The following is a 10,963-nucleotide window of genomic DNA, read 5'->3' as shown; positions in this document are numbered from 1 at the left end:
ATCTGCGGGGAGGCCACGGTGTGCGAGGCGAGCGCGAGGCCCGGCAGCTCGGCCCGCAGGTTCTCCATGATCCGGGTGTACGGAACGGACGCGCCCAGTTGGACGCTCTCCTCGCCGACGTGCCACTCCTGGAGTTCGGTGATGCGGTTCAGGTCAAGTAGGTACTCGGGTCGCCGGTGGTCGAAGTTGATCTCGACCATCACATCGGTGCCACCCGCGATCGGTACGGCGGTGGGGTGCTCGGCCTTGGCGGCGAGCGCCTCCTCCCAGCCGGTGGGGCGAAGGAAGTCCATGGATGGCTCTCCTCTTCGTGTCGGGTCGTTCATGGCGAGTGGTTCGTGGCGACTCGTTCGTGTCGGGTCGTCCATCGCGAGGCGTTCGTGGCGCGTGGTTCGTGGTGAGTCGTTCGGCCGGGGCGTGCGGCCCGGGGCCCGAAGCCCTCGATCGACTCGTCCAGGCGCTGTCGGCCGGACTCGTAGAAGTAGACCGAGCGACCAAGTGGACGCGGCAGTCACCGATCCCCCAGAACCGGCTGCCGCATCGCCTGTGGACCACCGTGCCTTCCCACCGCGGCACGCCCATGACCTGCGGAAACTCACGTCATGGAGAACGGATCGACCCGGTGCGGACATGAGAAGGTGGCGACCATGCGGATACGCGAACTCCAGGACGAACTGGGGCTGTTCCTGCTCGTGGACCAGGACGCCGACGACAGCGCTCTCGATCGAGAGGTACGCGCGGTCCTGACCACCGACCTGGCGGACCCCGGCCGCTTCCTCGCCGGCGGCGAACTCGTCCTCACCGGGCTCGCCTGGTGGCGGGAGGACGGAGACGCCGAGCCGTTCGTGCGCATCCTCGACCGGGCGGGCGTCACGGTCCTCGCCGCCGGCGAAGCCGAACACGGCCTCGTCCCGGACGACCTCGTGCGCGCCTGCCGACGCCACGGCCTTCCGCTCATGGCCGTCGACCCGGACATCTCGTTCGCCTCGATCACCGAACACGTCCTGCGTCGTCTGCAACCCCGGCCCGTGGGCAGCCTCGCCGCCGTGGTCGAACGCCATCGACGGCTCCTCACCGGGCAGGGCGGCCCGGATGCCGTACTGGAGCTCCTGCAGCGCAGTCTCGGCCTCGATGCCCACCTCCTGTCCCCGACCGGGCGTCAGATCGCCGGGGCCCGCCCTCCACTGCGTGCCAGGACGGCGGCGGCGCTGGCCGGGAGGTACCTCGCCGCGCGCCGCTCACGCGAGCCCGCTCCCCACGAAGTCACGATCGGGGACCGGCGCTACTCGCTCGTGCCGGTTCGCAGCGCGACAGACCCGTCGACGCCCTCGACCGCGACGGGGGAGGCGGCCGAACTGGGCGACTGGCTGCTCGTCGTGGCGGCCGACACGTCGCACCGGCCCGCGAGCGATGGGCAGCTCCTCGACCGGATCGTCGAACTGGCCGTCGACGCGCGGTCCGCACACGAGCGGACGAAGGTGGCGCTGAACGATCTGGCCCGTCAACTCGTCGACCTGCTGCACAGCCACGTCCCACCCGCCGAGATTCCCGTCCGGCTGAGCAGCACCGCCCAGGCCGTCGTCAGCCGGAAGGACACCTGGCAGCGCTGCCAGTTCGTGGTTGCCGAGGGAGAGTGGCGCGGCACCGGCCCCATCCCCGCGCCGGCCCTCCGCGTACTCCTGGAGGAGGCCCTGATCCAACCGGACGGCCCCGTGCCCGTCTCGTCGCAGGACATCGCCGCCACCGTCGACCACGAGCAGGCCGTCCTCTTCGTCCTGGTGCCCGAGCCGACGGACGGACTCCCCGAACCGGCCCTCGACTGCGTCGCCCTGCAGCAGAGACTCACCGCGGTGCTCACACGCTGGCTCGGCCCCACGGGCAGTGTCTCCATCGGTGTCAGCTCTCCGGTGGCGGCAGCCGAACAGGCACGCCGAGCGTTCGACGCGGCCCGCACCGCGCTGCGGATCGCCCATGACCACCCGGACCGAGTGGCCGTGCGCGGCTCCGACGACCTCACCTCGCACATCCTGACTCTGCTGCCGCTCATCCCTGCCGAGACCCGGCGCGCCTTCGCCTCCCGTCTGCTCGGCCCCCTGCGCGATCACGACAGCCGCCACCGGACCGACCTGCTGCCCACACTGGAGAGGTTCCTCGACTGCGACGCGTCCTGGACCACCTGCGCAGCCCAACTCCACCTGCACGTCAACTCGTTGCGTCACCGCATCGCCCGCATCGAGCAGATCACCGGCCGGGACCTGACCCGGCTGGAGACCCGGCTGGACTTCCTCGCGGCCCTCAAGGCCTGCTGAGCCGCCGTCCTCGCCGGGATCGCGGAGGCGGGCGTCTCGCGACCGGCACGTTCCCGCCTCCCGCTCCCACGAGCCGCACCATTTCGAACGGGACGCCCCGGCCGCTACCGTGGCCGCATGCCGAACGCCTCCGCGCTTCTCGTCATCGACATGCAGAACGCCCTGATGGCCATCGCCCACCGCCCCGAAGAAACCGTCGCCGCCATCGCGGGTCTCCGCGCACGGGCCAAGGCGGCCGGGGTGCCGATCGTGACCCTGCAGCATCAGGACGACACCGAACTGCCGGCCGGGACGGAGGGGTGGCGCATCGTGGCCGGCCTCGAACCCGGGCCCGGCGAGACCGTCGTCGCGAAGAACAGCGCCGACAGCTTCCTGGACACCGGCCTCGACGCGACCCTGCGGGAGCTGGGCGTCACCGAGGTCGTCGTCACCGGCTTCGCCACCGAGATGTGCGTCGACACGACGGCCCGGCAGGCGCTGAGCCACCGCTACGACCTGGTGCTCGTCGAGGACGGCCACACCACGTCCTTGCGCCCCGACGGCGGCGACCCGTTCGCGCCGGCCGATCAGTCGATCGCCCACCACAACGAGATCTTCCGTCACATCCGCTTCGCAGGCCGTCGCACCCGCGTCCTGCCCGCGGCCGAGGTGGACTTCTCCGTCTGACGGGAAGCGGGTGTGGTTCGCGTGCGGGGCGTAGGGCACCATGGCTGCCCGTACGTGCGTACCGACCAGTAGGAGCATCCATGCCCGCGCCCGAGATCCTCGCCGCCTTCGAGGCCGCCAAGGGCTTCATGCCCCTCGACGAGGGGCGCGCGCTGTACGCCGCAGCCACCGAGGCCGCGAAGCTGGGGCTGCCGCTGCTCGAGGTCGGCACGTACTGCGGGCGCTCCACCATCCTGCTCGCGGACGTGGCCCGGGAGGCCGGGACGGTCGCGGTGACCGTGGACCACCACCGGGGCAGCGAGGAGCAGCAGCCGGGGTGGGAGTACCACGACCCGACCGTCGTGGACCCCGAGGTCGGCCTGATGGACACCCTGCCGACCTTCCGCCGGACGCTGCGCAAGGCAGGTCTGGAGGAGTACGTGATCGCGGTCGTCGGCCGGTCCCCGCAGGTGGCGAAGGTGTGGGCGGGCGAGCTGGGGTTCGTCTTCATCGACGGCGGTCACACGGACGAGCACGCGACGGCGGACTACGAGGGGTGGGCGCCGAAGGTCGCCGAGGGCGGCCTCCTCGTCATCCACGACGTCTTCCCGAACCCGGAGGACGGGGGGCAGGCGCCGTACCGCATCTACCTCCGGGCCCTGGAGTCCGGCGACTTCGAGGAGGTCTCGGTGACCGACTCCCTCCGCGTCCTGAGGCGTGCGGAGCGCGCGGCCTGAGGCCGCCCGCCCCCGCACGCCCCGCTCCCGCGCGGCCCGGCCGCTAGAAGCCGAATCCCGAGGTCACGTACAGGCAGTTCGTGTAGCTGTAGCCCGGTTCGATCTTGGCCGTGCTCGCCTTGTCCGCCGCGGACGCGGAGGAGCCCGTCGTCCTGTCCCGCTTCTGGAGGAAGTGGTAGTTGCCGGCGGGCAGCAGGAGCGTCACCTTGGGGTACTTCGACGACGGTCCCGAGCACGCCTTGATCTTGGGTGCGTTGCGGGCGAGGCTGCCGGGATACGCCGTGCACGTGCCGCACGCCGTGAGGGTGACGCGGCCCGTGGTCGGTCCCGTGTAGAGGAGTTCGACCGCTCCCGGGCCGTCGTTGCTGACGACCATGACCATCCGGGAGCCGCCGGGAGCCGTGGCCGGGGGCAGCTGCTTCCCGGCCGCCGGGGCCTCGTCGGCGATCTCGGCGGCGATGGCTATGTTCCGCGCGTGCGCGGCCTGCGGGCTGCTCGGGTGGTCCTTGGCGTACTGCGTCATCGTCTCGACGGCCCGGGTGTACTCCTTGTCCTTGAACTGATCCACCCCGCAGGCGAAGTCGCCCTTCTGCACCGCCTCGCCGTGCTGCTGCGAGACTCCGGCGAAGCTCGCCTTGGGCAGCAGGTCGACCGTGGTGCCGTAGCGGCGCAGTTCGGCCACCCCGGCGCACGGGTCGGTGGTCCCGCCCGAGAGCGCGGCGGAGCGTGTCCTGATGCCCTCCGCGACCTTGGGCTCGACCTGCCGCGCGTACGACGACTCGGGGAAGGTCGACAGGAGCGCGTTCAGGTGCTCGCCTGCCGCCGTCTCCACCCCCGCGACGCCGAGTCCGCCGATCCCGCACTCGTACCAGGAGTGGGCGAGCGGGTCGTCGGCCTTGCCGATCAGCCCGCCGAGCAGGCCCCGGTCCACCGTCTCCGGCAGCGCCCGCAGATGCTTGAGGGCCGGGACGGCCTCGCAGTACTTCTTCTGCTCGTACGGCGCGGAGACCGCCTGGTAGTACTCCCCGAGCCGGTCGGGGACGAGCCGGCCCGCCCGCGATCCCGCGTGCGCGGTGCCGAGGTCCTGATAGACGGCGAGCGCCTTGCGGTAGGTGTGCTCGGCGCCGCCGAAGCTCTGGCCCGCCACGGACTTCACCTGGGTGTCGGCCGCGGCGAGCCGGTCCAGGAGCGACTGCTCCACGGCCTCGTCACGCGCCACGCCATAGGCGACCGAGCCGCCCACCGGCACGACGAGCAGGACGAGCGCCAGGGCCAGCGGGAGCGCGAGGCGCCGGGGCGCGGCGCTCGATCCCGAGCCGAGGGCGAGCGGGGCGCGCAGCCCGCGCCGCGCGCCGTCGGCGGCCGAGGCCAGCAGGAACACGCCGTAACCGACGAGGAGGCCGGTGGGCACGCCGTCCACGTCGGCGGGCAGCGCGACCAGCAGCAGAACGGCCGTGGCGACCCAGCAGACGGCCGCGAGGACCCACTGCTTGAGCAGTGCGTACCCGAGCCCCAGGCAGGACAGGTTCAGCAGCCCGACCAGGACGGCCTGCGCGGGGTTCGATTCGGGCGGCGGCGCGGGCGGTCCGGGGTCAGGCGCCCCGTAGGGCTGCGCGGGCGGCATCCCGGGCGGCTGCGCGGGCGGCGGCGGTATCGACGCCCCCGGCCACGCTCCCTGTCCGGCTTCCCACCCTGCCCCGGCGGGTGTGCCCGAGGCCCCTGCAGTCCCCGGCGCCCCGTACGCCCAGGGTGTCTCCGACACCCCGGGCCACGTCGGCTCCCCCGGGTGCGCCGGCCGGGTCGGCTCCGCTGCCCCTCCCGGCCACGTCGGCTCTCCGGGCCGCGTCGGCTCGCCCGGCCCAGTCGGCCCTCCGGGCCCCGTCGGCTCCCCTCGCTCATCCGATGGACGTGCGTCGTTCGGCTCTTCCCCCGCCACAGTGCCCCCCGTGGTCCGTGCGCGGTGCCCCTCACCGACGCACTCACCTTCCTCATACCCGCCACAGTCCCTTCACAGTCGCCCCGCGTCGGCGGACCGTTCGGTGGTGCCTCCCACTAGAGTCGCAAGGTGCCGTACGACCACCGGAAGATCCCCGCCCGCGCGAGTGCCCTCACCTGCGCCCTCGCCGCCTGCGCCGTCCTGGCCGGCTGCGGCGGGGCGTCGCAGCCTCCGAAGGCCGCCAACGCCAAGGCGACCGGCTCGCCCACCCCCACGCTCGCCCCCACCGCCGCCCCCGAGCCGACGCGGGACAAGCCCCGGGCCACCCGGCCCCTCTCCGGACGTACGGTCGTCATCGACCCCGGTCACAATCCCGGCAATTTCCAGCACTCCCGGGAAATCAACCAGAAGGTCGATATCGGCACAACACGCAAGGAATGCGACACCACTGGCACGTCCACGAACGCCGGCTACACAGAAGCCGCGTTCACCCTCGATGTTTCACATCGACTGCGCGATCTCCTCAAGAGCCAGGGCGCGAAGGTCGTCCTCACCCATGACGCCGAGCGTCCCTACGGCCCCTGCATCGACGAACGCGCCCGGATCGGCAACGAGGCCCACGCCGACGCCGTCGTCTCCGTGCACGCCGACGGCTCCGGCACCGGCAACCGCGGTTTCCATGTGATCCTGCCCGCACGCGTCAGCTCCGGCGCCGCAAACACCTCGAAGATCGTCGGCCCCTCCCGTACGCTCGGCGAGGCGGTCGCCCGCCACTTCGCTCTCGCGACCGGCACGGCGCCCGCCAACTACCTTGGTTCCGGCAGCGGGTTGGACGTGCGCAAGGATCTCGGGGGACTCAATCTCTCAACCGTTCCCAAGGTCTTCGTCGAATGCGGCAATATGCGTGATCCGAAGGACGCCGCACTCCTCACCGATGCGGCGTGGCGGCAGAAAGCGGCGCAAGGGATCGCGGACGGCATCGGGACCTACCTCAAGGGGTAGAACCCGCGGGCGATAGATTCGCTCCGTACGATGGGGCCGCCCCCGTGCTTCGCGCCACCCCGACGAGACGACCCGACGAAGGACTCTTACGTGAATATCCGCTCCCTCACTCGAGGCGATGGCGTGCTGATCGGTGCAGCGGTGGTGCTGTTCATCGCCTCGTTCCTCGGCACCAGCAGCTGCGAAGGCAGCTTCTGTGGCAACGTCGACTCCCCGAACTCCTGGGAGTTCTCCCCGCTCGGCTGGGGCGCCTTCCTTCTCGGCATCGCGGGCGCCGCCCTGGTCGTCCTCTCCCGCGCGCTGCCGCAGCCGCGCAAGGTCGTCGGTCTCGACCTGGGCCAGGTCGGTGTCGCGTTCACCGTGGCGGCCGCTTGGAACATCCTGATGTGGATGTTCGAGTCGGAGAACGCCGGCGCCGGCCTCATCCTCGGCCTGATCGCCTCCCTGGTCCTGGCCGGTGCCGCTGTCGCCGCGCCGCTGGTCCCGGCCCTCAAGGCCCCGCTGATGCCCGCCCCGAGCCCGCAGACCCCGCAGCCGTACGGCGTCCAGCCGGGTCAGCCCGGCGGCTACGGCTACCCGGGCGCCCAGCAGCAGCCGTTCGGCGCGCAGCCCCAGCCGTACCCCGGCCAGCCGCAGCCCGACCCGCAGGCCGCTGCCGCCCCGGCAGCCCCGCAGCCGACGCAGGCGCAGGCGCAGCAGCCCGTCGGCGACTTCGCACCGTTCTGGTTCGCAGTCCCGGTGGCCCGCCCGCTGTACGCGGAGGACGGCTCGCCGACCCCGATCGCCGAACTGGCCCCCGGCACCTGGTACCTGGCCGTGGAGCAGCGCGGCCCGGGCCTGATCGCCCAGACCCAGGACGGCCGCCGCGGCGTCCTCCAGGACACGACCGGCATCCAGCGCGGCTGACGTTCCACCTCAGCGGCCCCTCGCCCTTCCGGGCGGGGGGTCGTTGTCGTACAGTCCCGGAAGTATCTGACAGACCGTCAGGAAGGCTTCCCGCCATGCGTCTCGGACTCGCCCTCGGCTACTGGGGACGCGGCCCCTCGCCCGCTCACCTGGAACTCGCTTGCGAGGCGGAGCGGCTCGGGTACGACTCCGTGTGGACCGCCGAGGCCTGGGGGTCCGATGCGTTCACCGCGTTGACCTGGATCGCCGCGCACACCTCGCGCATCGGACTCGGGACCGCCGTCGCGCAGATGGCCGCCCGGACGCCCACCGCCACCGCCATGCACGCGCTCACGCTCGACCACCTCTCCGGCGGCCGGATGATGCTCGGGCTCGGGCTCTCCGGGCCGCAGGTCGTCGAGGGGTGGTACGGACGGCCCTTCCCGCGCAGTCCGCTGACCGCGACCCGCGAGTACGTGGACGTGATCCGCCAGGTACTGCGCCGGGAGGGGCCCGTCGCGCTCGACGGCCGGTTCCACTCCCATCCGTACACCGGAGCGGACGGCACCGGGCTCGGGAAGGCGCTCAAGCCGATCACCCACCCCCTGCGGGCCGATCTGCCGGTGCTGCTCGGGGCCGAGGGGCCCAAGAACATCGCGCAGACGTTCCGGATCGCCGACGGCTGGCTGCCGCTCTACTGGTCGCCGACCCGTTACGCGGAGGTCTACGCGCTCCCCGACCGGCTCCCGGAGTCCTTCCTCGTCGCCCCCATGGTCCGCGCCCAGCTCTGCGACGACCCGGCCGAGGGGCTGCTGCCCGTCAAGGCGATGCTCGGCTTCTACATCGGCGGCATGGGGCACACCGCCCGTAACTTCCACGCCGATCTGATGGCGCGCATGGGGTACGAGTCGGAGGCCCGGCACATCCAGGAGCTGTTCGCGGCCGGTCGGCGCGAGGAGGCCGTGCTCGCCGTGCCGGACGCCTTCGCGGACGAGATCTCGCTCGTCGGGCCCAGGGAACGGATCGCCGAACGGCTGGAGGCCTGGCGGAAGGGTCCGGTCACGGACCTGCTGGTCACGGCACCGGACCTCGCCACGCTGAGACTGCTCGCGGAGCTCAACTCGTAGTCCTCGGCAGCCCTTTCACCACCCGGCTCCGCGCCGTGTGGCGCCGGTCTCAACCGCCCAGCTGGGACGTGCTGGGCACCTTGTCGGTCACCACGGCGCCCGCGCTCCTCCCGGCGTCCTTCACGTCGTTGATGACGTCCTCGAACGCCCCGACATCCGCGTCGCTCGCTTCACCCTTACGGAGCTTGGTGCCGAGGTCCTTGAGTTTCTCGATGCCCGCCGACAGCGGCGCGACTGCCTTCGAGAGCAGCTCGTCACCCTTGGCGTTGTTCACCGCCGCCTTGAGCCGGTTGTACGCGAACGCTCCGGCGAGACCCGCCTTGACCAGCGCGAACTTCTGACCGTCGGCGCCCTTCTTGAACTTGCCCTCGCGGTACGGCTTGATGATCCACTGGTACGTCGCGCCGGCCGCCAGGCCCGCGTTGGCGACGAACCGGGTCTTGGCGAGCCGCTGCTGCTCGGCCGTGCCGGACGGCGAAGCGGTGCCGCTCGCACTCTCGTCGTCACCGCCGCAGGCGGCTGTCGTCAGGAGCAGGGCGCAGGCCAGGAAGACCGCCACGACCCCGCGGCGTATCGGAACGGGACTGGGCACGACGTGACCTCCCTCGGGGCTTCGGCCTCAGCCTCGCGTCGGCCCCACGGCTCCGCCACTCGGGCGACTCCGTCCGGGCGATGGGACCCGTTCCGGGGGCCCTGGCTTGTGGCGAGGTCACCCCTCGGCCACCGCAGGGCCGGACGGGGCCGGCCCGAGCCGGTCCCCAGGGAGCCCGGCCACCACCATCCACGGCCGCCGCACTGTGGTCCGGGCACACTGCCCGGGACCCGTGCCGGTGGAACGTGCTGACGGCATCCGAGCCGACGAAGGGGTCACCCTGAGAGACCGTCGGTCGTGTGACCGGCGCGCCTTGTGCCGGATCGTCGTCAGCCGGAAGCGTCTGAGGTGCGAAAACTCATTCGACGAGTGGCAGGAGGCCGGTCCGGCATGTATGCCATCGCTACGCACAGTGATGAGGACCTTTTCATGGATCTGAGCCGCGAGGTGTTCGCCTCGCTGCGAAGAAGCGACCAACGGCGCACCGCGGACCAGTACCTGCGCGGCATGCTCACGGTGCCGGGCCGCAAGACGGCGCGGAACATCGCGACGCACTCCGGGGAGCCGGCGGCCGAGCAGCGCTTCCACCACTTCATCGCCAGCTCCGGCTGGGACTGGCGGCCCGTTCGCGAGGCGCTGGTCCACTTCCTGGAGCGGACCGCCCCGCCGACGGCGTGGGTGGTGCGACCGATCACCCTGCCGAAGACCGGGGGGCGGCTCGTGGGGATCGACCGGCGCTGGGTACCGGAGCTCGGACGGACCGTGAACGGCCAGTTCGGCTACGGCTTGTGGCAGACCTCGTCGAGCGGCGAGATCCCGGTCAACTGGCACCTCGACCTGCCCGAGAGCCTTCTCGGTGACCCGGCCGAACGGGCGCGGGCCGGAGTCCCGGCGGACTACGCGGCGCCGGTGTCCCCGGAGGACTCGACGGTGACCACCGCCCTGGAGCTGCCGCTCCGGCGGGCCTCGGCGGCCCGCCCGATCGTCGTCGACGCGCGGCGCGCCGCGCTGGTGACGCTGCTGCGCCGGTTCGAGGCGGGGCGGGTACCCCTGCTGGCCCGGATCAGCGGGGCCACCCGGGTGCTGGCCGGCGACAGCGGGCACGCCGGGACACGTCAGCAGTCCGTCATGGCACGGCAGTTGCTCTCCTCGGCAGGGGTGCGGCGCCCGGTGACCCGGGCCGACGGGTGCCGGATGGCGGTGGCGCTGCGGGTGAGTCTGCCGACCGGGACGGGTGAACAAGGAGGTCGACGGCACCACGGACAGCTGGGTGAACGGCTTCTGGTCGGGGAGTGGTTCGGGCCGCAGGCGGCGCCGGACCGGTTGTGGCTGACCGATCTGACGACCGCGCCGCTCTCCGCCTTGTTGCGGCTGACGGAACTCGCGGGCGGCCGCTCGTCGACGCCGACGTCGGAGGACTCGCCGGAGAGCGGATCGGTCGGTCGCTCGGGGTTGCACGACTACGGCGGCCGGTCCTTCGCCGGCTGGCACCGGCACATGACGATGGTGTCGGTGGCCCAGGCGGTGCGGACGCTCGCACCACGGGAGCCGGCCGGGCCGGACGGAGGTCGTGCCGTGGCGCCTGGGCGGCCGCAGGAGCAGCGGGTCGGGCCGCGGCCGCGCCGACGGACCGCCGTGCCGGTATGAGGCTCCGCGGACCACCGTTGTCACCGAAGCTCGAGTCGGCCGACGGCCCGCTCGAGCCGACGGTCCGTCAGCGGTCGGCCCGC

General features: G+C 72.3%; 10 protein-coding genes. 7 read left to right on the top strand and 3 right to left on the bottom strand.

The window, feature by feature from the left end; all coding sequences use genetic code 11:
• Nucleotides 1-293: FAD binding domain-containing protein (locus ACZ561_RS09155; protein WP_470991281.1), on the bottom strand; the 293-nt coding region annotated here is incomplete at its 3' end.
• Between the two features lie 354 nt (nucleotides 294-647).
• On the opposite strand from ACZ561_RS09155, the gene ACZ561_RS09150 reads away from it, so the two are divergent.
• From ACZ561_RS09150 to ACZ561_RS09140, 3 genes are all read left to right on the top strand, one after another.
• Nucleotides 648-2,309: a PucR family transcriptional regulator gene (locus ACZ561_RS09150; RefSeq protein WP_470991279.1), complete on the top strand. Its 1,662-nt coding sequence runs from the start codon at nucleotides 648-650 to the stop codon at nucleotides 2,307-2,309.
• 117 nt (nucleotides 2,310-2,426) lie between these two features.
• Nucleotides 2,427-2,975 carry a cysteine hydrolase family protein gene (locus ACZ561_RS09145; RefSeq protein ID WP_470991277.1) on the top strand — a complete coding sequence of 183 codons (549 nt, stop codon included), beginning with the start codon at nucleotides 2,427-2,429 and terminating at the stop codon, nucleotides 2,973-2,975.
• 80 nt (nucleotides 2,976-3,055) lie between these two features.
• Nucleotides 3,056-3,691, top strand: a complete 636-nt coding sequence (locus ACZ561_RS09140; protein ID WP_470991275.1) for a class I SAM-dependent methyltransferase — start codon at nucleotides 3,056-3,058, stop codon at nucleotides 3,689-3,691.
• 43 nt (nucleotides 3,692-3,734) lie between these two features.
• Here the strand turns inward: ACZ561_RS09140 and ACZ561_RS09135 are convergent, their stop codons facing one another.
• The gene (locus ACZ561_RS09135; protein ID WP_470991273.1) at nucleotides 3,735-5,315 is read right to left on the bottom strand and encodes a hypothetical protein; all 1,581 of its coding nucleotides are present in this window, start codon (nucleotides 5,313-5,315) and stop codon (nucleotides 3,735-3,737) included.
• A gap of 441 nt (nucleotides 5,316-5,756) precedes the next feature.
• On the opposite strand from ACZ561_RS09135, the gene ACZ561_RS09130 reads away from it, so the two are divergent.
• The 3 genes from ACZ561_RS09130 to ACZ561_RS09120 all read left to right on the top strand — a co-directional run bounded on the left by ACZ561_RS09130 (nucleotide 5,757) and on the right by ACZ561_RS09120 (nucleotide 8,641).
• Complete coding sequence (locus ACZ561_RS09130; protein WP_470991271.1) at nucleotides 5,757-6,629, top strand: N-acetylmuramoyl-L-alanine amidase; 873 nt, start codon at nucleotides 5,757-5,759, stop codon at nucleotides 6,627-6,629.
• 90 nt (nucleotides 6,630-6,719) lie between these two features.
• Nucleotides 6,720-7,535, top strand: a complete 816-nt coding sequence (locus ACZ561_RS09125; protein ID WP_470991269.1) for a DUF5336 domain-containing protein — start codon at nucleotides 6,720-6,722, stop codon at nucleotides 7,533-7,535.
• Between the two features lie 95 nt (nucleotides 7,536-7,630).
• The gene (locus ACZ561_RS09120) at nucleotides 7,631-8,641 is read left to right on the top strand and encodes an LLM class F420-dependent oxidoreductase (protein ID WP_470991267.1); all 1,011 of its coding nucleotides are present in this window, start codon (nucleotides 7,631-7,633) and stop codon (nucleotides 8,639-8,641) included.
• 49 nt (nucleotides 8,642-8,690) lie between these two features.
• On the opposite strand, the gene ACZ561_RS09115 is transcribed toward ACZ561_RS09120, so the two are convergent.
• Nucleotides 8,691-9,233 (bottom strand): hypothetical protein, encoded by a 543-nt coding sequence (locus ACZ561_RS09115; RefSeq protein ID WP_470991265.1) that lies wholly within the window; start codon nucleotides 9,231-9,233, stop codon nucleotides 8,691-8,693.
• A 390-nt stretch (nucleotides 9,234-9,623) separates the two neighbouring features.
• Between ACZ561_RS09115 and ACZ561_RS09110 the strand changes: the two genes are divergently transcribed.
• The gene (locus ACZ561_RS09110; protein ID WP_470991263.1) at nucleotides 9,624-10,880 is read left to right on the top strand and encodes an IS701 family transposase; all 1,257 of its coding nucleotides are present in this window, start codon (nucleotides 9,624-9,626) and stop codon (nucleotides 10,878-10,880) included.
• Nucleotides 10,881-10,963: the final 83 nt, after the last annotated feature.

It is taken from the genome of Streptomyces sp. NPDC039609, assembly GCF_055596705.1.
Note: the sequence above shows the minus strand (reverse complement) of the source record. Positions and strands in the feature narration are given on the sequence as shown.